The sequence below is a fragment of the Thermococcus sp. genome, from assembly GCF_026991495.1.
GTDB lineage: Archaea > Methanobacteriota_B > Thermococci > Thermococcales > Thermococcaceae > Thermococcus.
On record NZ_JALXBJ010000025.1, the window covers coordinates 19464 to 42905 of the forward strand.

The following is a 23442-nucleotide window of genomic DNA, read 5'->3' on the forward strand; positions in this document are numbered from 1 at the left end:
TCAACCACCTCACGTCATTGCACTCGCAAAGTTCAGTATCTCCAAGACAAAGATGTAGAGGCCGTAGATAAATGCTCCAGCCTGGAGGAGGGCAACTAAGACCTTCAGGGGCTTCAGCTTTCCCGAGAGGAGCGGTACCGGAAGGCCGGCCAAAACCGCCGCGAAGAGGTAGATGACCGCGTTCTTCAGGGGTGTGTAGTCAATGGGCACGCTGACCCCCGGGTATCTGAAGGTAACCTCCTGCCCCTTGACTTTAAAAGTGAAGTCCGCGTTCTGCAGGCCAACGACGAGCACGTAGGCCATTATGAGGACGAAGAGCAGCGTCGGGAGGAGGCTGAGGGAGAGGGAGGAGATCGAAGAGCTGAACCTCTCCCACGAGTCCGCACACTTTTCCTTCGCCATGATGCTCACTTCCTTCCAAAGTCATCCGCAAAGCGGACTATGTCGTCCTCGCCGAGGTATTCACCTATCTGGGTTTCTATAACTTCGAGGACGACCTTTCCGGGGTTTTCAAGCCTGTGGACTGTGCCGGCCGGTATGAATGTGCTCTCCCCCGGCCTGAGGAGAATCTCCCTGTCGCCAACGCGAACCTTAGCGGTTCCCCTCACCACGACCCAGTGCTCCGAGCGGTGGTAGTGCATCTGAAGGGAGAGCTTTTTGCCGGGCAAAACCGTCAGGCGCTTTATCTTGTAGCGCTCGCCCTCCTCAAGGAGAGTGTAGCTTCCCCAGGGCCGATAGGCGGTTCTGTGGACTATTGCCCTCTCGTCGTTCTTCTCCTTCAGAACCTTGTATATTTCCTTGACCTTCTGGCTCTCCCCCTTCTTCGCCACGAGGAGGGCATCGTCGGTATCGATTATGATGAGGTCTTCAACGCCCACCGTCGCGGTTAGGCGTTCGGATATTATGAGGTTGTTCTTAGAGTTTACCCCGATGTGGTAGGCGTTTTTGCTCGTTATCCTCATGGCGTTCCCGTCTTCGTCCTTCTCAAGAACCTCGTATATCGCGTCGAAACTGCCGAGGTCGTTCCAGTAGGTGTTGAGTGGAACAACGGCAGCCTTGTCGGTCTTCTCCATAACTCCATAATCCACGCTTATCTCCGGGGCCAGCTCGTAGACCTTCTCTATGCTCTCCTCCTCGAAGGCCTTCACAAGCTCCGGCGCGTGCTTCTCCGCCTCCTCAAGGAAGAGCGACGTCGAGAAGGCGAACATCCCGCTGTTCCAGTAGTAGCCGCTCTCAACGTATTTCTTGGCCGTCTCAAGGTCCGGCTTCTCCTTGAACTCGGCAACGGTGTAGCCGAGAACCTTCTCACCTTCCTTGATGGCCTCGCCCGGCCTTATGTAGCCGTAGCCGGTGTGGGGCCTCGTCGGCTTTATGCCGAAGGTCACTAAGTAATCCTTAGCGAGCTTCTCCGCACTGGCGAAAGCGGTCTCGTAGGCCTCGTTCACCTCAATAAGGTGGTCACTCGGCAGAACTGCAACAACCGAGTCACCAAAGGCCTCGTCTATCGTCTTAACCCCCCAGTAGATGGCCGGGAGGGTGTTCTTGCCAACCGGTTCAAGGAGGATGTTCTCGGCCGGAAGCTCGACGCCGAGCTCCCTCAGGTCGTCGAGAACCCTGAAGCGGTACTCCCAGTTGGTGACCACGAATATCTCCGCCGGCCTTGAGAACCCAAGCGCTCTCTCGACGGTCTTCTGGAAAAGGCTCTTATAGTCGAGGAAGCGGACGAACTGCTTGGGCATGAGTTCTCTGCTCAGGGGCCACAGTCGGGTTCCCTTTCCCCCGGCTAAGATCAGCGTCTTCATCCTATCACCCCCAGTAACTCATCCGGAGAGCTTATATTTTTAGCCTTGGCATGGCTAAGGTCCCCAACGATGAAGGCCCTATCGACAACCTCGAAGAGCGGGAAGTCGTTTTCCCCATCGCCAACGGCATAGCTCTCAACCTCTCCAAGGCGCGAGTAGAGGTTGAGGAGGACTAAGGCAGCCCTTCCCTTATCGGTGTTCCCGGTCACGTTCACGAACCTGCTCCCCCTGACGACCCTAAGCCCCTTAGCTTCAAGCTCCTCCGTAAAGCCCTCCCTCGACCACCTGAAGATTGTCTCGCTGTACTCCCTCCGAAACGCTAAAGGAACGAGCTCCTCCGGGAGACCCGTGAAGGCCATGACCTCCTCCGGAGTCGAGTTCCCGTAGTATTTGAGGCCGTATCTGTCGGCGAGTGCATCCAGGACGGTTTTTATCCTCCCGTACCTCTCGCCGAGCTCGATTACCGTGTAGCTACTTTTTCTAACTCCCCCCACCTCAAAGGGGAAGTAGCCGTCAGGTATTAAGACCGCGCTGCCGTTCTCGACTATGAAAGGTTCCCTGAGCTTCCACGCCCTCCTGTAGTACTCCTGCTCGGCCCTCGTCTTGGAGGAGTTAATGACCACCTCGAAGCCCGCTTTCTTCAAGGAGCCGATGAGCTCTTTAGCAGGCTCGGGCGAGTAATCCTCCCCAAGTAAGGTCTTATCGAGGTCGAGGAAGATAACCCTCATTTTCACACCTCGAACTTCAAGAGCGTGTCCGACTCGCTCTCAACTGCTTTCATCCACCTCTCAACATCTACCTCTCCAATTGAGGGCATAACCTTTGGCTTTGGTGGTTCCTCTTTCTCCCCGATTAGAGAGTGTATCCTGAGATCTTCAAGTATGGCATTCCTCAGGGACTCGGTGGCGAGCTCGGAGTGGTATATCGTCCCAAGCGAGCTGAGTATCATGTCCCTGACGTGCTCCTGCCCCTTGTCCTCGTGGAGATGGGGGTTCAGCGTCTCTATCTGGAAAACCTCGACGCCCTGGTCGTAGACCTCTTTGAACTTCTCCCTCTCCTTCCACTGCCCGAAGGTCTCGAAGAGGTAAACTAACTCGTAGGGCTCTATGGAGTAGCCGGTGGAGAAGGGCATGACATCCGCCAACTTCATGCTCATCGCGTGCTCGCCGGCGTTGCCGGTGACTATTATGCTCGTCTCGAAGCCCGTGGCAACGCCGAAGAGGGCGTTCATGTAGCGGTTCGTTATCTCGCTAACCCTACCCCACTTCCTGAAGTACAAACCTCTCGTGCTCACCTTGGGCTTGTGGCGCCAGCTCAGCCTGACCATCGAGTAGTCGCTCTCGCTCATAAGGAAGCCAGCCGCGTAGTCCTTCACGTACTCGTTTACCGACCCGGGTATGTAGTTGTCCGCGTCAACAAAGCCGACGTATTTGGCCCCAAGGGCCTTAGCCAGAAGCACTCCGATTATCATTCCCTCGCCTTTCCCGCTCCTCACGCTCTCACCATCCAGTATGTCCGTGTAACCGACCTCCCTGAATGCTTCTCCTATCCCCGGGTCGCGCTGGTGCACCATGACTATCCTCGACTTCGTGAGGCTGTAGAAGTGCTTTACCAAGTCAACCTCCTGCTTGAAGACGTTGGGGCCTTCTCGTTTGCTGTTGGAGACTATTATGATGGGACACTGATGAGGAATAGCCTTGAGGACGCCGTCAACGAGCTGGAGCTTCTCGTTCTTCATCGGAACTACCACCGCAATGTCCTCAAGAGTTTTGTAGATGTCCTCCCTGGGAACGTTCTTCACCGTGAGCGAGCCGACCTCCCTGGTCTGGCTGTCGAGCTTGATGACCTTGAGGACCTCGTATATCTCCACCGCGCCGAACAGCTCCTTGTAAACAGGGGCCTCAAGTAGCAAGCTACCACCCCCCCGAAAAGTTTACCTACCGGAGGTAAATAAAAGAAAACTCCCTAAAAGGTTTTGCCTCAGCGGAGGGCGAACTCACCAACGAAAGCCGAGCTTGAGATGGTGTCGCCTATCCCAACGGTTGACTTGGGCTTGGCCACTATCTTCGTTGGAATGAAAGCCAGCTGATAGGAATCGACTTCGGCTATGCCATCTTTCATGCCGTACTCCTTTGAGAGGGCCTCCTCAACGGCTTTGGCCTTCTCATTGACAGGAACGTCCATTGCTTTGGCGATATCGTCTATCGAGCGGACATCGCCGAGCTTCGCCTTGGCGGCAGCTGCTAAGGCCGAGAAGAGGAGGGCATCGCGGACGAATTCACCTTTGTAGTCCGTTAGGGCGAGGTAGTAGCCGTAGGTGTGGAAGTGTATCCTCTTGACGCCCGTCTTCTCGGCGAGCTTGAGCATGGCCTCGGTGACGGCTATCGGGTCAACGGGGTCTCTCGCGAGGAGCTTCTCGGCAAGGCCTTTCTCGCCTATTACCTCCATTACCGAGGCCAGCTCGACCTCGTTTAGGCCAACACTCCAGAAATTGCCGAGTAAACAGAGGATGGCTTTTCTCACCGTCTCGTCTGGGGTGAAGGCGAACTCAAGATGAACCGGGATTCCGAGCTTCTTGAGAACCTCAAGGTGTTCCTCGACAACATCCAGGGGCTCGCGGTAGTTTTCCTTCGTAAGCGCCTGGAGGCCACTGATTATCGCCACCTCAACGCTTTCTACAATCTCCCCAAAGCGCTCCCTGAACTCGGGCCTTATGTAGAGATTGGGATTGTAGTCGTCGGCCGAGCCTATGAAGCGGTTCTCCCTCGGTGCCTCAAGGTCAAAGACCCTAAAGCCCCTCGGAAACTCGTAGATGTAGTGTAGGCAGTTCTCCTCGTCTCCCGCGAACTCTTTCGGATGGACGAGCTTTAGTCTTCCGTCCTCAACTTTCGGAACGTATATCGGCCCGTTCTTAAAAAGGCTCGCCTGAAGGCCGGAAAGCTGGGGGACGTGAGAAATTACAGGAACGCCGTAGACACCGCCGAGGAGGTTAGCCATTATGCCGACCTGACCGCCCATCCTGAGCTCGTCCCAGCCCCATTGCCTCATGTAGAAGCGCGTTGAACAGCTCTCGACGAAAAGTTCGGCCGCTTTTCCCCTCTTTATGCTCCAGAGGATCGAGCCGAGCAACTGCGGGACGTTCTCTATCCTTTTGGGAAGCTCATCGGCGTAGTGGAGGACTTCATCCTTTCCGGCCCTCTCAACGCGCTTTTCAAGGTCTTTTCTCTCCAGGTACTTCACAGCATCTACGTTCGTGTTGTAAGCTAAGAGAACCCTTCCGGCCCTTCCAATCCTGCCCTTCACGCCCCTAAAAGCGGATGAATAGAGAGCATCCCAGGCCACTAAGTATCACCAAGAGTGAAAAAGATGGGAGAGCTAATAAGACTTGCGCCTGAGGAAGTACCTCCTCCCCCTCACCTCGACCATCCTGTAAACCTCGCCCTCGCTCAGCTCCACCGGGGGCTTCTCGACCTCGTAGGTCTGGTAGTTCCCCATATCCATCATCTGAACCTCCTCCCTGCCGATGCTCGTCACCATCGCCTCGCTCTCCTCGTGCTCCACCGTGTCGAGGCCATCCCTCCTCGCGGTCTTCCAGTCCCTGTGCTCCCCCCTGCCGGTTGAGAGGTTCCTCAGAGAGATGCCCTTTCCATCCACAGCGGTTACCTCGTAGACGTTGCCGGCCCTATCGGAAACTATGTCTCCCCGCCTAAACTTCGGGATTCTCACGCTGACGCTCGTCCTGTAGGTTTCCTTGCTCGTCTGCCTGTCCATGCCAACGAGCTCATAGGCCTCACTTATCGTGCCACCGAAGCGCTCTCTTATCGCCTGTGCGAGCTTCCTCGCGCTCGACGTTGAACCCATGTAGAAGTCGAGCCCCTCCTCCTTCTCGATGGTGTCCTGTATGAAGCCCATCCTGTCCCTGCGCATTATTTCATCAACCTTCTCCTCAACGAGCTTTCCTATGGCCTTCCTCTCCTCATCGCTCAGGGGCCTTCCCTCGGCGCGAACCTGCAGAATGGCCTCGAAGTAGCCACCGAGGAACTTCTGACAGCGGGGACAGACCGTCTGCCTAACGTAGACCGTAACGTACTTCCTCTCGTCGTGGAGCTCGCGCTGGAGCTCGTGGGTTCTGGCCTTAACGCGAACCTCGTAGGTAACTATCGCGGGGAAATGCTCTATGTGCCAGCTTACCGGGGTGAAGGCGATGACCGCTTTGCCAACGGGAAGGTTTTCCACGTCCTCAAGCTCTTCCATCGAAACGACCTCGAACTCCTTAACCTTCTCGCTCAGCGAATCCTCGAGGGCCTCAAGGAGTGCGCTGTCGGCGACCTCGAATATGAGCTCTTCCAGGTTGTAGCTCTTTGGGTCAACCCACACTCCCCTCTTCTTGTAGCTCCCGCAGTTTCCACAGAGCTCCGTGTTGATTTCATCCGAAATGAGGAGCACAGGGTTTTCCTTACGGTAGCAAACCTGGCAGAGGCCCTCGATGAGCGGTCCACCTTCCTCCTCGCTTATCCCGCAGCGGTAGCAGAAGCGCTCGCCCATGGTCTCACCAGTTGAGAAGAAGGCTGGAGGTTTAAAAAGTTAGAGGAACAGCTTGGCCATCTGGGCGTGCGGAACCCCCTGGATGCGGAGAACCCTATCCGGGTCCACGTAGCCGAGGTCTATGGCCTTGGAGACGCAGCGCTCGCCGGTCAGGTTTGCTATCGTGGCCTCCTCCAACAGTTCCCTGAGCCTGCCCTCCTCCACGAGCTCGCCCCCGTAGAACCTCTCCTTGACCTCCAGCTTGAACTCGCCCTCCCTGAAGGTCTTCCCGAGCAGTTCCTCGTCGCATGCCGCTAAAAGAACCTCCCCTTGAACCCGGTAGACCTTGATGTATATCATACCTCACCGCTAAGCCTGGGCAAACATGGCTTATAAACCTGCCTCCGACCAAAAGGTTTATAGGGATTTTTCCTTACATTAAGTTAGATTAGGGGGTGGTACCATGGAATCAGACATGGGGAGGCTCCTAGATGTGCTTGGGAACAGGACGCGGCGGAAGATACTGATCCTGCTCACAAGAAGACCGTACTACGTCAGCGAGCTGAGCCAAGAACTGGGCGTTGGCCAGAAGGCAGTACTTGAACACCTCAGGATACTCAAGAGCGTCGGACTCGTTGAGGAGCGAACCGAGAGGATCCCGCGGGGGAGGCCGAGGAAGTACTACGCCATAAGCCGCGGCTTCAGGCTGGAGGTCATGCTCACGCCGTACCTCTTCGGCACCGAGCTCTACGAACCAAAGGGAAGGGGGAAGGGCGTTCTATACGAGGAGGCCAGGTCGATCATAAAGTCCACGGAGCCCCTCGATGAAAAGCTCAGGGATCTCGTCGATTTCCTCGATGAGCTTGAGGAAAAGCTCGATGAGACGATGAGACTGAAGAGCGAACTTGAGGAGGTCAGGCTCCTCGTCGAGACATACATAGAGAACCTGATGCGCAGAACCTACACCGAAGACGAGAGAACCTTTGAGGCTCTGTTCAAAGAGATAAAGGCGAGGCTTCCGAAGGACCTGCGGGAGAAGATAGAGGGCTTTTAGAAAGTCTGAAAAGAAGAACTGAATTCAGAGTATCTTACCCTCTTCCTTCATCCTCACGAGCTTGGTTATGTAGCCAGCTATCCTGTTCCTGATGGTTTTGCTGGTCACGTTGGTGAGCTCCTCGACCTTCTTCTTGTTGTACTCGAAGTCGGCCATGAACTGGTCGGGATAGCGGTCAAACAGCTCGCGAGCAACCCTCTTGATGAAAGTCTGCTTGATGTTACCCATTCTCATCCCTCCGTTACCTTGAAAGCCATAGCAAATTTCCGGGCCTGTTTTAAAACTTTTCCCTTGCTCATTGGCGTTCGAGCAGCCGGGAGTAATGCGGGCGGTATTTGGAAGAAATTCATCACCCTATTTAAGCTAAATGACGTATCGTTATCCCGAGGGGCAAAGGATTTAAATCTTAAAATGCAGAGAGGCCCACATGCCCCCACTGATGAAGATAACCAAGGGGCTCACCGCGTTGGAGCCGTGGTTCAATCGCTCTTCTGCTGTCCCTTAGAGTAATCGCTACCGTTATAAAGCCGTCATCAAAGCCCAAGGAGGTGGTTGTATGATAGATAAAGTTTACTGCGCCGATGTAACACCCGAAATGGAGGGTGAACACGTTAAGCTTGCCGGATGGGTTTACAGGAAGAGGGAGGTCGGTAAAAAGGTCTTCATAGTCCTCAGGGACTCAAGCGGCATAGTTCAGGTGGTGTTCTCCAAGGATCTAAGCGAGGATGCGTACCGGGTTGCCAGAACTCTCGGAATAGAGTCAAGCGTTGTGATAGAGGGGACGGTCAAAGCCGATTCACGCGCCCCAACTGGGGCCGAAGTCCGGGCCGAGAAGATCGAAGTGATCCAGAACGTCGAGTTCTTCCCCATAACAAAGGATGCGAGCCGCGATTTCCTCCTCGACGTCAGGCACCTGCACCTCCACTCACCCAAGGTCGCGGCCGTTATGAAGGTTAAGGCAGCACTAATGCAGGCGGCCAGGGAGTGGCTGCTCCAAGACGGCTGGTACGAGGTTTTTCCGCCGATACTCGTCACGGGAGCGGTCGAAGGGGGGGCAACCCTCTTCAAGCTCAAGTACTTCGACAAGACCGCTTATCTGAGTCAGTCGGCCCAGCTCTACCTTGAGGCGGCCATCTTCAGCCTTGAAAAGGTGTGGTCGCTCACGCCAAGCTTCAGGGCCGAGAAGAGCAGAACGAGAAGGCATCTGACAGAGTTCTGGCACCTTGAACTTGAGGCCGCGTGGATGGACCTCTGGGACATCATGAAGGTCGAGGAGGAGCTGGTGAGCTACATGGTAGGGCGGGCGCTTGAACTCCGGAAGAAGGAGATTGAACTCTACCGCAAGGACGACCTCAAGACCCTCAAGAACACGGTCCCACCCTTCCCGAGGATAAGCTACGACGAGGCTATAGACATACTCCAGAGCAAGGGCGTCCGGATAGAGTGGGGCGAGGACATGGGGGCGGACGAGGAGAGGGTTCTAACGGAGGAGTTCGAGAGCCCGTTCTTCGTCTACGGCTACCCAAAGGGCATAAAGGCCTTCTACATGAAGGAAGACCCCAGTGACCCACGGAAGGTATTGGCCGCGGACATGCTCGCGCCCGAGGGATACGGCGAGGTTATCGGGGGGAGCCAGCGTGAGGACGACTACGACAAGCTTGTGCGGCGCATAATCGAGGAGGGAATGGACCCGAAGAACTACGAGTGGTACCTCGACCTCAGGAAGTACGGCAGCGTTCCGCACAGCGGCTTCGGCCTCGGCTTGGAGAGGCTCGTGGCATGGGTTCTCAAGCTCGACCACGTCCGCTGGGCCACGCTCTTCCCGAGGACGCCGAGCAGGCTTTACCCGTGAGAACTTTGCTGGTGCAAAGCGCTCGCGGGTAGGGTTCTTTTTTCCCTTTCCATGGAGAGGCCCTTTATCAGCATTCTTGAGAGGATTCAAATGCGGGACAGCCACAGAAACGAATTTCCTGAGCCTTGGAATCCCAACAGTAGACAACTGAAGCTTTTCAGATGCCCACCAGAGAAACTTTGCAGGACAAAGCTTAAAAGCGTGATTCTGTTCTATCCATTGCACGGGCCCGTAGCCTAGCAGGACAGGGCGCCGGCCTTCTAAGCCGGAGGTCGCGGGTTCGAATCCCGCCGGGCCCGCCACAGAAACTTTGCCTGCGCAAAGTTTCATCAAAGTCCGTGGCTCCTTTTAAAACTCGAAATCCTAAGTGATTTTTCTATCCACTGGCCATTTTGGGCATGAGAGCTTTTTGATCTGCTTATGTAGGTATAAGGTTTAGCTTTAAAATCGACGCTTCCAGACGTCAAGAAGAGAGTAAACCCTATTTTGAGGTTTATTTCAACTTGCTCTCTCTCGAAAATAAGCACTTGGGAGTAAAGGTTCTTGCATCAGGATCTTTTTGAAGAAAAGCTACAAGCTTTTGGTGAAGCTTTTTCTAAAAGCTTCAGCGCTGGCGGAAGCAGTGTGTACCTTTTTTTTTTAAGAGTTCCATTTTAACTGGGTTTCTCCTAATCTGATTCTTTGTGGTTGTCTACTTAAGAAAGTGCCCTTCGGACGAGATACAACCTTTGCTTGCCCAAAGGTTGGCCAAATAGTTCAAGAGAATAGCCTTGAAAAGTTCGTACGTGCCTAATGAGGGGAAGTCTTAGAGGGCTTTCTCAGACAGAATGACTAGACACTTAGTGGGTTACGTCTTTTGCGCCCAAAGGGCGCTATTCAAGTTAAACCCCATTTAAATAGGGCCTTTTTAAAAGAGTGAACGCCTCCAAAAACACATCAAACAAAAGCACGTACAAGTCTTGGGAACACATCAAGGGCAGTACTTAACATTCCGCCAGTGCTTTCGTCAGAAAGGGCTGTATGGCGCCCGGGCCGGGATTTGAACCCGGGTCACGGGAGTGACAGTCCCGTATGATAGGCCGGGCTACACCACCCGGGCGCTTGAGTGGCCGGCGGCGTTCCCGGGTTCCCGCCCCCTCTCGGAGGGCAGTACTACCGGGAACGCTGGCGGGCTTAACTTCCGGGGTCGAAACGAGACCGGGTGTAACCCCGCCGCCCTGGCCGCCGTACCGGTACTGCCCTCTCGAGGGGAGTTTATAAGCTTTGCGGTGGCCCTCAGCTTTTAACTATAAAAAATCGTAATGACCTACACAAAAGCTATATAAAATTTGGCGCTGAAACCTGACTGATGAAAATGTTCGACAAGGGAAAGGGTGGCCTCAGCTGGGACTACCTGAAGGAGAGGCACCTCGACATAGTCTCCGAGCTCAAGAGCCTGAGGGAGTGGGAGGCCATAAAGGCGGCCATCCCAGAGTCGGAGAACATAAAGGACTACTCCCTCTTGGCCCTTCAGTCTGTGGCCGCCCTCACCAGGGAGTTCCATACCGAGAAGAACCTCCTCAACGAGAAGCTTCATGCACTTGAGGAGAGGCTCGACGACACGAGGACCGAGATGAGGGAGCGCGATTCGGCCCTTGAAAAGCGCATCAAGAACCTTGAGTCTTCAATGGAGGACGTCCAGAGGAAGCTCCTTCTCGTTGAGGGAATAGGGAACATGCTGCCAAAGATAAGCGAGCTTGAGGAGCGCCTTGAAGCCGGCAACGTCCAGCTTTCTTCCAAGGTAGAGGAGCGCTACTCGCGTCTGATAGAGGAGCTCGTTGACAAAAGGGTCCGTGCCCTGGAGGAAGAGCTGAGGGGCTCGGTACTCGGGATAGGGGCAGAGCTCGCAAAGTCCCTCAGGGAGATGCAGGAGAGGGACGAACGGCTCGCGGTGGAGAACTACGATCTAAGGATGAAGCTGAAGCGCATCAATTCAGAGCTCGACAGGGTAAGGGAGGAAGCCGAGAAGCTCCGCAAGAGACTTGAGGAGTACAGGGAAATGAACCGCAGTATAGAGGATCTGCACCGCAGGGTTCAGGAGTACGAGAAGAGGCTCAACTCTCTGTCAGCAATGGAGAAGAGGCTCATGCAGCTCACCGGGGCGGGCAGCTTAGAGGAAGCCCTGAACATAGTGGAGAGGATGAAATCGAACTGCGTCCCCAAATCCAAGGTAACCCCTGTTCTCAACGAGCTGAAACGCCTCCAGGAGAGGGTCGAGGAGCTCGAAGCCGAGAACGGTAGGCTACGGGAGAAGAATGAGAAACTAACCGAAGCCCTGAAGACGCTCCTCGAACGGACCGAAGAAGGCGAAGACTCTACTCAATGATGGCCACTGCCCTGACCGGGCTTCCAGAGCCGCCCTCAATCTTCAGGGGAAAGGCCACGAAGGTGAACTCTTCTCCCAGTACCTCCTCGATGTTGGTCAGGTTCTCGAAAATCGGTATCTCCTCGCTCAGGAGTATCGTGTGCACGTCCTCGTTCCCGATGCTCGCTGAGTCAGTCCCCACGGCCTTCGCCCCCTGGGCCGCAAGGAAGAGGGCGACCTCGGGGGAGAGCTCCCTGCCTCCAGTTAGGAAAAGCACGATCCTGCCGGAGTAAGCTTCCTCCGGAACCTCATCGAGGGATACCTCTCCCTCTCCTCCCCTGACGTCTACGACGAGGCCAGGCCCGATGAAGCTGTCAAGGGGCATCTCGTCCACGGTCTTACCGCCTGGAATGAGGTGCGCCGGTGCATCGACGTGCGTACCAGAGTGCTCCCCGAGTTTCAAGACGTTCATGTAGTAGCCGTCCCTGTCTATGAAAGCCCAGGGCTTCACCTTTATCTCAGGGTCGCCAGGGTAGGGCGGCGTCCCCTCACTAAGTGGAATGGACAGGTCAACGAGTTTCATCGTTTCATAAAGGGCCTTTCTCCATATAAACCTTGCCCCTCCTCCCAGGTTTCACTCCCGGCCGCCTGAACCCCTATCGCCCCTCCCGAGGCCCGCTTCCACTCCTTCGTCTCCTCCCTCTTTTCCCAGCCCTTCGCCCAGGTAGAAATCGCTGAAAAGCTCCAACTCCTGGACGTAGCTTCTCCTGATCTTCAAAGCGGTTTTAGCCCTCTCCATCTCCCTCCCAAGGTAGAAGGCGTGCCTCGGGCTTATATCGAAGTGCTCTAAGATGGCGTCTATTATCGCGTTCGGGCTTTTTCCGGTTATCGTGAGCACCGCCTTCGTCCCGCGGTAGGCGTTCACCCAGATCCTCCCGCTCTCGATCCAGACGCGGAAGTAAATCGGTTCTAATTCAACCGGCTTCTCCTCGGCCTCTACGATTTTCTCAGCCGGCTCAAACCTCCACTCCCTTGCCCGCTTCTCCTTTAGCATCAGGAGGTTAAAGCCGAGGTCTTTTGGTGAATCGAAGAGGTTCATGTCCACCGCTCGCTTCAGCTCCCTGACGGAGCCCCTTGCCTTAGTGCTGACTTCGGTGGTTAGAAGCAGGTTTATCGAGAGCTCCTTAGCGATTCCAGCGAGCAATGCGTTCATCCCAACGCTGTCTGCATCATAAAGCTCCACCACGTTGCCAACGCCCGCGAGCAGGACATCATCGGGGTTCCTCTCGCGGTAGAGCTGGAAGGCTGTGATGGAGCGCGCTAAGTGGGGCACCTGCTCAAGGACGGGGTCGGGGATGACTGTCTTGTAGCCCAAATCAGAGGCTTTCTCCTTCAGCCTTTCGAGGAACTCGACGCGCTCTCCCGACTTCGTGGGGAAGAAGCCTTCCCTCTGGTTGGTTGGTATTAAAACAACGGGCTTCTCAGTCACAAGCTCCTCAATGTTTCCGGCATCAACGCTGAGGAATAGATCCGCGTAGTCTAAAGCCCTCTCAATCTCCGCCGCCTTGAGCGAGTCAAAGCTTATTGGGACATCGAAGCCACTCTCTTTGAGTCGCTCGCGGATCTCCGGGATTTCCTCTATGAAGTCGAGATTGCTCTCTCCAGAAATCATTCCGACGTCAACTATGTCAGCGCCTTCGTTGAGGTAGTAGAGGGCCTTTTCAACGGTCTTTTCAAGGCCGAGCTTTGGGGCGTCAACCACCTCACCTAAAATCCTCGCCGGGAAGTCCCTACCCGCTGGGAGGTTCCCGATGGGGACGTTCCAGGGTTTTCTGAGAGCCCTCTCGATGTAGCGTCTGTCCCGGGTTTTGTTTCGGATGTCTTCGACCTTCTTGAGCGCGTTGACCGAGAAGAGCTCGTCTGCAGGAACTTCCCTGCTCAGCTTGAACCCATCCCTGAGGGCTTTAATGGTCTGAGGCAAGTCCATAGCGTTCCTCGGCCCTTTGAAGGCAGGAATTCCGAGCTCGTTCTCAATGACCTGAGCGGAACCGCGAACGAGGCCCGGGATTAGGATGAGGCCGTAGTCCCCACTTCGAATCCCGGCCCTTTTCAGGTAGCGGGCGATAAGCTCGGGCGTTAGAAAGGCCGCGACACTGACCGGGGCCGCGAAGACATCACAGCCCTTTCCGTACTTCCTCACCAGGGGCTCGGCGAGCTTTCCTGTGACGAGGAGGATCCTCCCGGGCTTCCGCATGTTAGTGTTTTTGATGGTGAACTTAAATGCCCTTCGGCTCCCGTTGGCTTTTCCCCTGGTCTTTCCCATGTCGAACCCAATAAAAGGGGGAAGGCTCAAAAGCCGCTTCCCCCGCTGTTTCCCAGGACTTCGTCTATCTGCTGCAGTAGAAAGCTATCCTCGGCGCAGAGAACCTTCACTATGGTCTCCTTGTCCACGCCAGTGGTCTTCTCTATGTAGTCCACGAGATCCCGCTTGAGCTCCCTGATCATGACTACCCCCTCTTGAGGGGGACGTTCAGCAGCACAAGTCCTATCCCTGTGAGCGCAGCCAGTGCGAGGAAGATTTTGTTGGCCCCGCTTTCCTTATAGGGCAGCTCGTACTTTATGACGCTCCCGTCGATCTTTATGTTCTTAGCCCCCTTCGGGAGAACGACCGTGGCCGTCTCTATCACCCTGCCCTGGCCGTCGAAGATGGGCCGGGCGGAGGTGAGGACGAGGGTGTTTCCATTCCTGCTTGAGAGGGTTACATCATCGCCGCCGAGGTCGAGTTCCCAGTGGGAGCCCTTGTTCACGGCCGCACCGAGCATCGTGTAGCTTGCCTTCAGCCGGTTGTTCGAGTCGTCCCACTCTATCTTCATGTTCCTGTACTCAACGTCGCTCCTCTTGTTCTCGAACTCCCTCTTCAGCATGTAGGTAGTTGGGTACGCCTGCTTCATCTGAAGGTACAGGTTGGGGGTGAACTTCCAGACCTCAACGACCTGGGCGTTCCCGACCTCATCAACGGTAACCTTCATGTTTCCGTCCACCTTGTACTCCTCGATATTTATGCCCTGTGCCATTATCAACGGGAGGAGCAGCAGGATAGCAAAGGTAACGAGATACCACTTCATTTCCATCACCTCAGCTTAAAGCTACCCACTATGTGCTCCCCGAGCTGGTTGTAGTCCTCGTTGTTCTTCGGGAAGTCGTAGATGACCGCGTAGCCAACTCCGCCGCTCGTGAAATACCTGGCAACGGCAGTGTAGTCGCCGTAGTCAGTCGAGAGGGAGTACAGGACTGCGTAAACGTTCATGCCCGCTATGCTGCCCTGGGCTTCCTGCCGGGCGTTTACCTGAACCCCACCCTTGACCAGGCTGTTCTCAAAGGCCGAGACCATGTCCTCCACGCTCGCCCCTTCCTGGTAGAGAACCATGAACTCAAACTCCCCGTCGGGGCTCACGAGGTAAACCTCTCCCCCGTACTCCTGGGGGGCATCCCAGCCGGCGGGGTACTCGAAGGAGAAGTATTCCCCGTTGTACGCGCTCCACTGGGTCTGCGCCCCACCGTTTCCACCGTTGTTGCCTCCCCCGTTGTTGGGGTTCCCTCCACCTCCATTACCACCGTTATTTCCACCCGCGTTCCCTCCAGCTCCCTGAAGGGTTATACCCCACTTGCTCAGCACATCGGCTGGAAGTTCGGGGAGCTCGGGCGGAATTATCCCCTTACTGTGCATCTCAGCGATGTCAACGATGATGTGCGGACCGCTCACGGCTTTCTGCCAGGTGTTTACTCCAGCCTGAACTGCCTCCTGGAACGAAACGCCGTCGTTTATTGTCGTTGCCTCAACGGGGATTATTGAACCGCTGGGGAGCTGGATCAGGGGGAAAGCATGGCCCGGTATGAGAACCAGGTAGGCCTTCAGCCCCTGGGACATCGCCAGCGAAGCAAACCAGATGGCCAGGTCTATGCACGTACCGCTCTTGTCCCTGATGACGTCGCGGGGGTACATCACGTGCTCCGCAAACTTCCCTGTCCAGTAGTCCGATGCCTCAGTTTTGTAGGAGAAGCCGTTTCTGACGGCGAGCTCCCATATCCCGCTCAGGCTCTTCACCGCCTCGTCGTCGCTCAGGCTTGCCCCGGCTCCCCCGGCCAGCTTGTTGCCCATGTCCGCGAACTCCCTGACAACGGGGTCGCTCGGGGTCACCCACGCGGCTATGAAGGGCGTGTTGCTGAATGTGTCGTAGAAACTGCCCGTGCTCTCCTCCGGGCTCAGCGATGAGAACACGAAGTCGTTGATACCTAAGATCTTTATGGTCTTAGTCGTGCTCTCCTCGTGGATCTTCCCGTTGGACTCGTAGGTTATCTTGATCCTCAGGTTCGAAGGCGTGGCGGAGCTGAGCTTGGTGACATCGCTTGAGATTATGGGGTAGTAAAGATCCACTACGGTGCCGTTGGGGACTATGATCGGATAAGTCTTCTCGACCTCGGGTGCGTAGTTGTCGATGGAGTATTTTACGTGGACGTTCGTTACCGGGGCCCCTCCGGAGTTGTGGATCACCACCTTCGCCACCCAGAACCCCAAGTCGGGGTTTCCATAGACTTTGTATATCCCGGACATTATGCTGTCCTTGGCGTAGACGGTGTACTCGATTTTTCCAGCCTTGGAACTCCTCCCGAAGGCCCCGGCGTAACCGAGAAGGGAAAAGATCAGGAGTAAGGCCAAAACCGCGGAGCCTACCACTTTAAGGTTCATGGAATCACCTCACGGGCAAGTGGGGCAAACCTCTACTTATCAATTGGCTTTGCCGAAAATCATCAAATCCACTCCCGCGAGGCGGACGAAAGGTTTTTGTTCTCCCACCTGAATCAACTTAAGGTGGTAATATGGAGAAGCCGGTTGGAATAGTGTTCGGCGAATCGACCACGGATCACTTCACCTTCATAGTGAATCCCCGGGGCGAGCTCCCCCGCTTCGGCGAGTTCCTGGTCGTAAAAAACAGGGATGGGGATGAAGTTCTCGCGCTTCTCAGGGCCGTCAGAAACATGAACTGGCTGATGGACGCCAGCAGGGGCAGCTACGACTACGTTGAGAAGACCGTGAGCGTTTTCGCCACTGGGGTTCTTGAGAAGAGCGAGGCCATACTCGCGACCGCCAAGATCCTCGGGATCCTGAGGACGGAGAAGGGGGAGTTCCTGAGGAAGCCGGTCCCCAACAGGGTTCCCATAAAACCCGGCGAGAGGGTTTACCTCGCGAGCGATGAGGATCTGGAGAGGATATTCTCAAGCGGACAGGTGAGGATCGGGAGGCTCATAGCGAGGGAGAGGGTTGAGGTGGGCCTTGACGTCAACAGGCTGGTCTCAAGGCACTTCGCCGTTCTCGCAGTTACGGGCGCCGGTAAGTCCAACACGATAGCCGTTCTCGCCAAGGAGATAGTGAGCAAGGTGAGGGGGACGATAGTCATCCTCGACCCACACGGCGAGTACAGGAGCCTGAGCTGGCCCGGCGCGCGTGTGAACCCGATAAGAGCGACGATAGACCCGGCGAGGATAAGGCTGGGGGAGTTTGCAGCCCTCTTGGGAATAGCGGAGAACGCGAGCCTTCAGAGGCGCTTTCTCTCCCTCGCCTACAGAACCGTTAAGGCCGAGGCCCGTGAGTCGGGCCGGATCGTTGGAGGCTTGGACTTCATAGAGGCCATGGAGGATAAGATGGAGGAGTGGATCCGGGCCTACGAGAACGCGGAGGGCAGCGAAGATAGGGTGATATACTACTACGACGAGAGGGGCAACAGGGTTAGGCGGAGCATACAGGCGAGGGATCTCGACTCCCTGATAAGGCTCAAGGACTACCTTGGAGAGCTCCGCGCCAACTTCGGCGAGTTCATAAGCGCGAGGGACGTGCTGAGCGAGATAAGGCCCGGGATGGTGAACGTGATAGACCTCAGCGGAATGGAGGAGGAACAGATGATATCCCTCGCGAGCTTCACGCTAAGGGGCATCCTCAAAAAGCGCGTTGACTACGTTAAGGGCGTGAGAACCAACGACAGGGCGCTCGTTAGGGAGGTCTCCGAGGCCTACCCTGCCCTCACAAGACCCCTCCTCGTTATAGTCGAGGAGGCCCACATATTCGCCCCGAGGGGGGAGAGCAACCCGGCCTCTAAGTGGCTCGGAAAGATAGCGCGCGAGGGCAGGAAGTTCGGGGTTGGCCTTGGCATAGTCTCCCAGAGGCCGAAGAAGCTTGACGACGACATCTTAAGCCAGACGAACACGAAGATAATCCTCAGGCTCGTCGAGCCGAACGACCAGCGCTACGTGCAGCAGGCGAGCGAACAGATAAGCGAGGATCTGCTCAACGACATAGCCTCCCTCGGGGTCGGAGAAGCCGTTGTGGTCGGCTACGCGATAACGATCCCGGCGATGGTGAAGGTGTACAGCTTCGAGAGGGACATGAACGGGCACTACGGCGGCGGCGACATAGACATCGTCTCCGAGTGGCTTGAGGGAAAGGAAGAGGACGATGAAATAACGGAAGAGGAGGCCATCAACGCCCTCCCTCTGTGAGGTGTCGCTATGAAGTTCGCGCACATCGCTGATGTCCATCTGGGCAGGGAGCAGTTCAACCAGCCCTTCCGCTACGACGACTACCTCAGGGTCTTTCGCGAGGCCGTAGAGAAGGCCGTGAAGGCCGACGTTGACTTCATACTCATCGCGGGAGACCTGTTCCACGTTAGCAGGCCTTCACCGAGGACGATACGCGATGCCGTTGAGGTCCTCGAACTGCCGAGGAGGAAGGGCATCCCGGTTTTCACGATAGAGGGCAACCACGACAAAACCATACGGGAGACGTCCGTCTTCGACCTCCTCGAGCACCTCGGGCTGGTTTACACCATCGGCCTTAAGAGGGAGCCGAGGAGAGGCGAGTTTCAGGAGAGCAAAAAGCTTTCAGAGAACCGCTATCTCGTGTGGGGAAAGGTCGGCGACCTTGAGATCCATGGCCTTAGGCACCACACCCGCTGGCAGCTCATAAGGGGTGATGTCAACGTTCTCAAGGCCCTCTTTAAAGGGAAGCGGGGAATCCTCATGCTCCACCAGGCAATTGACTACCTCGCCAAGGACACACCCTATCAAGATGCCTTCGACCTGAGGCTGGGCGAACTTCCCGATGGGTTCTCCTACTACGCCCTCGGGCACATCCACGTAAGGAGGACAGCGGAGCCATCTCAGACGGGCCTGAGCGGTCCTTTAGTGTATCCCGGCTCCCTTGAGAGGACGGACGTGAGGGAGGCGAGCCACCTAATCCTCTACTCTGCAAGGGACAGAAAGCCGAAGGTGCTGGAGAACCACGAAGCTAAGGGGTTCTACATCGTTGAGGACTTCACCCCGGAGTTCGTGGGGGTGCACGCGAGGCCATTCTACTCCGTCAGGGTAGAGGGGAGCAGCAAAGCCGAGCTCAGGAGGAAGGTTGAGGAGGTTTCTTCGCTAATCCCGAGAAATGCGATAGCGGTCATAACGCTCGAAGGGGTCGTAAAGGGCGGTGTAAGCTTGGCCGAGTTCAACGACCTTCTCAAGGACTCTGGAATAAGGTACTACACCTTCAGGAGCAGGGTCGTTGGGGAAGCGGTTCTCTCGAAGGAGAGGCTGAGCGAGGAGGAGCTGTTCACGGAGTGGGAGAGAGAGCTTTTGCTTCACCTCCGCGTTGATCCCAAGGAGTTCTCTGAAGGCCTCTCCGAGTTCGTCTCCTGGCTGGTGGAGAGGTACAGGAAGGGGATGCCCCAAGCGGCAACAATCCCGAAGGGGGAAACCGGGGAAAAGACACCCAAGAAGGCCAAAGTCCCGGAAAAAGCGCCGAAGGTAAGGGAGCCAGAGAAAACCGAGAAGCCCGGTAAAGAAGAGAAAAAGCACGAAAAGAAGCCCGTCCCCAAACCCAAGAATCCGACAAGCCTCGATGCATGGCTGAGGAGGGGTAAGCCGTGAGGATAAGACGGATCAAGATCAAAAACTTCAGGGCACACGAGAGGAGCGAGGTCGAGTTCAGCGACGGCATAAACCTCCTGATAGGCCAGAACGGCGCGGGGAAGAGCTCGATCCTTGAGGCTATCTTCGCGGCCCTCTACATGGGACACCCGAGCTTCCCCAGGGGCTACCTCCAGGCCAACACGCGCGTCAACGCAAAGGGCGGCATAGCGCTTGCTTTGGAGTTCGAGCACGGCGGGAAGACGTACCAGATCGTGAGGGACAGCAGAAAGAGCGAGCTTTTGGAGAACGGCTCGCTGATAGCGGAGAAAAGCTCGGACATAGCCAAGTGGGTGGAGAGGAACGTCTACCCGATACAGGTCTTCACAAACGCCCTCTACATAAGGCAGGGTGAGATAGAGGGCATAATCACGAACCGCGAGGTAATGGAGAAGGTTCTGAGGAAGGTTCTCGGAATTGAAGACTACGAGAACGCCGAGAAGAACGCCGCCGAGGTGATACGGGAGCTCAAGAGGAAGAGGGAATACCTCAGGAAGCTCATCGAGAGGAAGGAGGAGGTCGAAGCTAACCTCCGCGATGCAGAGAAGCGCTTCTCCGAGACGCTGAGGAGGATAAGCGGACTGAGGGAAAGGGTGAGGAAGCTCGAAGGGGAGTTTGGGGAAGCTGAGGAGGAGTACTCCAGACTCAAGACCCTGAAGGAAGAGCTTGACAACCTGGAGAAGAGGAAGGCCGTCCTGGAGCAGAGGATAAAGGCCGAGGAGGAGAGGACAAAGGAGTACGAGGGCCAGATCTCCGAGGTGGGGAAGGAGATAGAGGAGCTTGAGGAAAGGCTGGCTCGCCTGAAGGAGCTCGAACCTCTCACGGAAGAATACCTGAAGCTTAAATCGCTCCTCTCGCTCAAGGACGAGCTCGCAAAGCTCGAAGTCTCGGAGGCCAGGCTGAGGGAAAAGAAGAAAACACTGGAGGAAAGGGTCGCCAAAATCGACGAGGTCTCTTCAAAGATAGCTGAGCTGGAGAAGGAGGAGAGTGCCCTCAGGGAGACCTACGAGGAGCTCAAGCGGAAGAACAGCCTCTACCAGCGCGTTCTCGGACTGAAGGCGGAGGCGGAGAGGTACAGGAAAGAGCTTGAGAAAGCCGGGATCACCCTAAAAAAGCTTGAAGAGGAGCTGAATTCCATTGAGAAGGCAAAGGAAGAGCTCGAAAACCTCCGCGAGGAAGTGGCAAGGATAAGGGAGGAGATGGCAAGCCTCAGGGGACAGAAGGATAGCCTCATTGAAAACCTCTCGAAGCTCGAAGGCGCTAAAGTATGTCCGCTGTGCAAGAGGCCAATCTCGGAGCACGAGGAGGGGGAGATAAAGGCCGAGTACGATGCCGAGATAGCCTCCATCGACGGGAAGCTGCAGAAAGCCATGGAAAGACTTGAAAAGCTCAAGAAAAAGGAACTCAAGCTCAGGGAGGTCGTAAAGAGGGAGCCGAAGCTGATAAGGCTGAAGAAGACCGCCGATCTCTTAGGAGAAGTCAAGGAGAAGCTTTCAAAGTACGATTTGGGGGAGCTTGAGAAAGCTTCTGAGGAGTTCGAGAAGGCTAAAACAAGGCTCATCGAAATAAAGAAGGAGCTGAGGCACCTTCAGGAGGAGTTTGAAGATTTAGAGAATGCCAGAGAAGAGCTTGCAAGAATAGAGAAGCGGCTCGCCGAGATAGGGGCGAAGAAAGAAAGAATCGCGGGAAAGATGAAGGGTGAAGGCTTCGGCTCCTTTGAAGAGGTTGAGGATAGGCTTAAAGAACTCGAACCTGCCTACCGCGAGTACCTTTCCCTGAAGGGCGTCCCGGCACAGCTTGAGAGGGCTAAGAAGAAGCTCGCCGCCCTTGAGGGGAAGCGCAGTGAGAGCCTTAAGAGCCTCAAAGAACTGGAAGGCGAACTAAGGGAGCTGAAGAAGGAGATAGAAAAGCTCTCGAAGGAGTTCTCAGAGGAGGCCTACAGTGAAGCGGAAAGGAGGTACATGGATAGTGCGAGAGAGCTTGAGAAGGCGAGGGCAGAGCTGAAGGGGGCTGAAGAAGTTAGGGACGAGGTGATGAAGCTCCTTGACGAGTTGAAGACCAAGAAGAAGGAGATAGAGGAGGCGGAGAAAGAGGTGGAGGTTGTTGAGAAGGCCATAGCGGACATGACCGCCTTCAAGGAGAAGGTTGCGAGGTTCAAGGCGGAGGAGGAGCTCCGAGGATTAGAGGAGGTGCAGAAGCTCGCCGGGGAAACATTCTCGGAGATGAGCGAGGGCAAGTACCAGGGGGTAAAGCTAAAGCGGGAGAGGAGGTACGGGAAGGAGAGGATAGAGCTGAAGGTGCTCTACGCGGGCAACGAGGTGGGATTAGAGTTCCTCAGCGGCGGGGAGAGGATAGCACTCGGTTTGGCGTTCCGCTTAGCCCTCTCGCTCTACAAGGTGGGAAACCTTGAGCTCCTCATTTTAGACGAGCCAACGCCCTTCCTCGACGAAGAAAGGAGGAAGAAGCTCGTTGAGATAATCTCAAGTCAGCTCAGGAAGATACCGCAGGTTATCATAGTTTCCCACGACGAGGAGCTGAAGGACGCGGCCGACTACGTGATAAGGGTGGAGAACGTCGGCGGGAAGAGCAGGGTGGAGGTTGAGGAGATTGGAGCGTATTAGCGACGCCCACGTTGAGGGGATAAGGAGGTTCTTAGAGAAGGGCATCGAGGAGGTTGAGAAGCTGAGGGACGGCGTGAGGAGGCACTTCAGGTGGGAGGGCCTGCCATCGCCTTCGCCCGGCAACGTTTACGCCGTTGATGGCAGCAGAATGATGAAGCGCCTGAGCGGGGCCGTTATCTACGCCGTATCAGCCTCGGCCGTGGGGGAGAGGCTTTACTACTGGAACGACATCGGCATGGTCTTTCCATACAAGAACGTCGACGAGCGCGTTAGAATCCACATGGACATACTTGAGAAGAGGATGGGGGCCATAAGCGGTGAGCTCGGCGCCGACCTCGTCCTCATGGACGGAACGATAAGCAGCGCCCTCATAACCCCGCCCACCTACGCGTCCTCCACCACGAGGGAGCTCTACTCAAAGCACGGGAGAGTACTCGTGGACGCTGCCCTCGACTTTCTCGACTTCCTCGACGGGCAGTGGGCCTCATGGAAGCGGGAGCTGGAAGAAAAAGAAGTCCTGAACGGGTTTTCACTCCCCTCAAGGGGGTGGGCGGGAAAAGAGATATTCAGCGTTCTCATGGAGAACGGCGCGAGGAGCATAAAGGGAAGCTGGTGGTGGGTCAAGGACAGGGAAGACCTGATAGTCCTTTTCGAGTACCTTGAGTATCTCCACGCCCTCGACAAGCTGCTCGGGGGCCAGATAGCGGCCGTAGCTAAAACATTCTACAAGACGGACGTGGTTAAGAAGGTCAAGGAGCTCGAACCGAGGATCCTCGGGGGCAGTCCGACAATAATAGACACGCCCGTTGTGGCTTCCCTGACCGATGAAAGCGGCTACCTCAGGTTCAGCTACATTGAGAAGCCCAAGGGAGGTCTTCCAAAACTCGTGGTCGAGCTGATGGATCACGGGAAGTTCCAGAACCTGAGGGAAGGCCTCGTCTTAGATGGGGGCGAGATAAAGGGGACGAGGATAAAGCCAGCCTACGTTCGCTTTGTCAAAGGGGGCCTTATCTACCTCCTTGAAGTTCCGGCGTGGCAGGACTTCGACGAGACGCTTTCAAAAATCCTCTCCGTAGCCGAGGACGAGTACGTGATCCCTCTCGAATACGCCCACCACTCCGTCGTCATAAAGAAGAGGGAGTTCGACTCCTACGTGAGTGCCGTGCTGAGCGCACTGGTGGGCGAGAACGAGAGGTTCCTGAGCTTCCTGCGCTACGGGAGGGAGCCGCTGGAGTGATGGC

20 protein-coding genes, 2 tRNA genes and 1 rRNA gene are annotated in these 23442 nt (G+C 55.9%); 8 read left to right on the top strand and 15 right to left on the bottom strand.

Going from position 1 to position 23442, the window contains the following annotated elements; all coding sequences use genetic code 11:
* Window positions 1-9 precede the first annotated feature (9 nt).
* The 7 genes from MVB78_RS03090 to MVB78_RS03120 all read right to left on the bottom strand — a co-directional run bounded on the left by MVB78_RS03090 (window position 10) and on the right by MVB78_RS03120 (window position 6686).
* Entirely contained in the window at window positions 10-402 is a 393-nt protein-coding gene (locus tag MVB78_RS03090; RefSeq protein ID WP_297487723.1) for a hypothetical protein, read from the bottom strand.
* A 5-nt stretch (window positions 403-407) separates the two neighbouring features.
* Window positions 408-1802 (bottom strand): mannose-1-phosphate guanylyltransferase/mannose-6-phosphate isomerase, encoded by a 1395-nt coding sequence (locus MVB78_RS03095; RefSeq protein ID WP_297487726.1) that lies wholly within the window; start codon window positions 1800-1802, stop codon window positions 408-410.
* A complete protein-coding gene (mpgP, locus tag MVB78_RS03100) occupies window positions 1799-2530 on the bottom strand; it encodes a mannosyl-3-phosphoglycerate phosphatase (RefSeq protein WP_297487728.1) in 732 nt (243 codons plus the stop codon). The genes MVB78_RS03095 and mpgP overlap by 4 nt, the downstream gene beginning before the upstream one ends.
* A gap of 2 nt (window positions 2531-2532) precedes the next feature.
* Window positions 2533-3714, bottom strand: a complete 1182-nt coding sequence (mpgS, locus tag MVB78_RS03105) for a mannosyl-3-phosphoglycerate synthase (protein WP_297487730.1) — start codon at window positions 3712-3714, stop codon at window positions 2533-2535.
* Window positions 3715-3782: 68 nt separating this feature from the next.
* On the bottom strand, window positions 3783-5144 hold the full coding sequence (locus MVB78_RS03110; RefSeq protein WP_297487732.1) for an ADP-specific glucokinase: 1362 nt from the start codon (window positions 5142-5144) through the stop codon (window positions 3783-3785).
* A 33-nt stretch (window positions 5145-5177) separates the two neighbouring features.
* Window positions 5178-6347 (bottom strand): 60S ribosomal export protein NMD3, encoded by a 1170-nt coding sequence (locus tag MVB78_RS03115; protein WP_297487734.1) that lies wholly within the window; start codon window positions 6345-6347, stop codon window positions 5178-5180.
* Window positions 6348-6386: 39 nt separating this feature from the next.
* The gene (locus MVB78_RS03120; protein ID WP_297487736.1) at window positions 6387-6686 is read right to left on the bottom strand and encodes a DUF424 domain-containing protein; all 300 of its coding nucleotides are present in this window, start codon (window positions 6684-6686) and stop codon (window positions 6387-6389) included.
* Between the two features lie 103 nt (window positions 6687-6789).
* Here MVB78_RS03120 and MVB78_RS03125 point away from each other — a divergent pair, with 103 nt between their 5' ends.
* Entirely contained in the window at window positions 6790-7380 is a 591-nt protein-coding gene (locus tag MVB78_RS03125) for an ArsR family transcriptional regulator (protein ID WP_297487738.1), read from the top strand.
* 24 nt (window positions 7381-7404) lie between these two features.
* Here the strand turns inward: MVB78_RS03125 and MVB78_RS03130 are convergent, their stop codons facing one another.
* Window positions 7405-7608, bottom strand: a complete 204-nt coding sequence (locus MVB78_RS03130; RefSeq protein WP_297487840.1) for a 30S ribosomal protein S17e — start codon at window positions 7606-7608, stop codon at window positions 7405-7407.
* Window positions 7609-7936: 328 nt separating this feature from the next.
* On the opposite strand from MVB78_RS03130, the gene asnS reads away from it, so the two are divergent.
* Complete coding sequence (asnS, locus tag MVB78_RS03135) at window positions 7937-9232, top strand: asparagine--tRNA ligase (protein ID WP_297487740.1); 1296 nt, start codon at window positions 7937-7939, stop codon at window positions 9230-9232.
* 225 nt (window positions 9233-9457) lie between these two features.
* Window positions 9458-9534: transfer RNA gene (locus MVB78_RS03140), tRNA-Arg, on the top strand.
* A 719-nt stretch (window positions 9535-10253) separates the two neighbouring features.
* On the opposite strand, the gene MVB78_RS03145 is transcribed toward MVB78_RS03140, so the two are convergent.
* Both MVB78_RS03145 and rrf read right to left on the bottom strand, forming a co-directional pair.
* Window positions 10254-10331 (bottom strand) — tRNA-Asp (locus tag MVB78_RS03145).
* Window positions 10332-10339: 8 nt separating this feature from the next.
* Window positions 10340-10461, bottom strand: a 5S ribosomal RNA gene (gene rrf / locus MVB78_RS03150).
* A gap of 119 nt (window positions 10462-10580) precedes the next feature.
* Between rrf and MVB78_RS03155 the strand changes: the two genes are divergently transcribed.
* Window positions 10581-11597, top strand: a complete 1017-nt coding sequence (locus tag MVB78_RS03155) for a hypothetical protein (protein WP_297487742.1) — start codon at window positions 10581-10583, stop codon at window positions 11595-11597.
* Here MVB78_RS03155 and MVB78_RS03160 read toward each other — a convergent pair.
* The 5 genes from MVB78_RS03160 to MVB78_RS03180 all read right to left on the bottom strand — a co-directional run bounded on the left by MVB78_RS03160 (window position 11587) and on the right by MVB78_RS03180 (window position 16323).
* Window positions 11587-12159 carry a cyclase family protein gene (locus MVB78_RS03160; RefSeq protein ID WP_297487744.1) on the bottom strand — a complete coding sequence of 191 codons (573 nt, stop codon included), beginning with the start codon at window positions 12157-12159 and terminating at the stop codon, window positions 11587-11589. The two genes, MVB78_RS03155 and MVB78_RS03160, sit on opposite strands and share 11 nt — an antisense overlap.
* A gap of 51 nt (window positions 12160-12210) precedes the next feature.
* Complete coding sequence (locus tag MVB78_RS03165; RefSeq protein WP_297487746.1) at window positions 12211-13830, bottom strand: dihydropteroate synthase-like protein; 1620 nt, start codon at window positions 13828-13830, stop codon at window positions 12211-12213.
* 95 nt (window positions 13831-13925) lie between these two features.
* On the bottom strand, window positions 13926-14081 hold the full coding sequence (locus MVB78_RS03170) for a hypothetical protein (protein WP_297487747.1): 156 nt from the start codon (window positions 14079-14081) through the stop codon (window positions 13926-13928).
* A gap of 2 nt (window positions 14082-14083) precedes the next feature.
* Window positions 14084-14707, bottom strand: a complete 624-nt coding sequence (locus MVB78_RS03175; protein WP_297487749.1) for a hypothetical protein — start codon at window positions 14705-14707, stop codon at window positions 14084-14086.
* Window positions 14707-16323: a cysteine protease gene (locus MVB78_RS03180; RefSeq protein ID WP_297487751.1), complete on the bottom strand. Its 1617-nt coding sequence runs from the start codon at window positions 16321-16323 to the stop codon at window positions 14707-14709. The genes MVB78_RS03175 and MVB78_RS03180 overlap by 1 nt, the downstream gene beginning before the upstream one ends.
* Window positions 16324-16454: 131 nt before the next feature.
* On the opposite strand from MVB78_RS03180, the gene MVB78_RS03185 reads away from it, so the two are divergent.
* Genes MVB78_RS03185 through MVB78_RS03200 form a run of 4 tightly spaced genes read left to right on the top strand, consistent with a single transcriptional unit; the run spans window position 16455 to window position 23438 of the window.
* The gene (locus tag MVB78_RS03185) at window positions 16455-18128 is read left to right on the top strand and encodes an ATP-binding protein (protein WP_297487753.1); all 1674 of its coding nucleotides are present in this window, start codon (window positions 16455-16457) and stop codon (window positions 18126-18128) included.
* A 9-nt stretch (window positions 18129-18137) separates the two neighbouring features.
* Complete coding sequence (locus MVB78_RS03190; RefSeq protein WP_297487755.1) at window positions 18138-19541, top strand: exonuclease SbcCD subunit D; 1404 nt, start codon at window positions 18138-18140, stop codon at window positions 19539-19541.
* Window positions 19538-22201, top strand: coding sequence for a DNA double-strand break repair ATPase Rad50 (gene rad50, locus MVB78_RS03195; RefSeq protein WP_297487757.1), 2664 nt, complete (start codon window positions 19538-19540; stop codon window positions 22199-22201). Before MVB78_RS03190 ends, rad50 begins: the two co-directional genes overlap by 4 nt.
* Complete coding sequence (locus MVB78_RS03200; protein ID WP_297487759.1) at window positions 22188-23438, top strand: DNA double-strand break repair nuclease NurA; 1251 nt, start codon at window positions 22188-22190, stop codon at window positions 23436-23438. The genes rad50 and MVB78_RS03200 overlap by 14 nt, the downstream gene beginning before the upstream one ends.
* Window positions 23439-23442: the final 4 nt, after the last annotated feature.

Bases quoted from the DNA above. Each gene is read 5' to 3' on its own strand.
- MVB78_RS03090 (WP_297487723.1), bottom strand. From the start codon at position 402: ATGGCGAAGGAAAAGTGTGCGGACTCGTGGGAGAGGTTCAGCTCTTCG.
- MVB78_RS03095 (WP_297487726.1), bottom strand. From the start codon at position 1,802: ATGAAGACGCTGATCTTAGCCGGGGGAAAGGGAACCCGACTGTGGCCC.
- mpgP (WP_297487728.1), bottom strand. From the start codon at position 2,530: ATGAGGGTTATCTTCCTCGACCTCGATAAGACCTTACTTGGGGAGGAT.
- MVB78_RS03115 (WP_297487734.1), bottom strand. From the start codon at position 6,347: ATGGGCGAGCGCTTCTGCTACCGCTGCGGGATAAGCGAGGAGGAAGGT.
- MVB78_RS03120 (WP_297487736.1), bottom strand. From the start codon at position 6,686: ATGATATACATCAAGGTCTACCGGGTTCAAGGGGAGGTTCTTTTAGCG.
- MVB78_RS03125 (WP_297487738.1), top strand. From the start codon at position 6,790: ATGGAATCAGACATGGGGAGGCTCCTAGATGTGCTTGGGAACAGGACG.
- MVB78_RS03130 (WP_297487840.1), bottom strand. From the start codon at position 7,608: ATGGGTAACATCAAGCAGACTTTCATCAAGAGGGTTGCTCGCGAGCTG.
- asnS (WP_297487740.1), top strand. From the start codon at position 7,937: ATGATAGATAAAGTTTACTGCGCCGATGTAACACCCGAAATGGAGGGT.
- MVB78_RS03155 (WP_297487742.1), top strand. From the start codon at position 10,581: ATGAAAATGTTCGACAAGGGAAAGGGTGGCCTCAGCTGGGACTACCTG.
- MVB78_RS03160 (WP_297487744.1), bottom strand. From the start codon at position 12,159: ATGAAACTCGTTGACCTGTCCATTCCACTTAGTGAGGGGACGCCGCCC.
- MVB78_RS03165 (WP_297487746.1), bottom strand. From the start codon at position 13,830: ATGCGGAAGCCCGGGAGGATCCTCCTCGTCACAGGAAAGCTCGCCGAG.
- MVB78_RS03170 (WP_297487747.1), bottom strand. From the start codon at position 14,081: ATGATCAGGGAGCTCAAGCGGGATCTCGTGGACTACATAGAGAAGACC.
- MVB78_RS03175 (WP_297487749.1), bottom strand. From the start codon at position 14,707: ATGGAAATGAAGTGGTATCTCGTTACCTTTGCTATCCTGCTGCTCCTC.
- MVB78_RS03180 (WP_297487751.1), bottom strand. From the start codon at position 16,323: ATGAACCTTAAAGTGGTAGGCTCCGCGGTTTTGGCCTTACTCCTGATC.
- MVB78_RS03185 (WP_297487753.1), top strand. From the start codon at position 16,455: ATGGAGAAGCCGGTTGGAATAGTGTTCGGCGAATCGACCACGGATCAC.
- MVB78_RS03190 (WP_297487755.1), top strand. From the start codon at position 18,138: ATGAAGTTCGCGCACATCGCTGATGTCCATCTGGGCAGGGAGCAGTTC.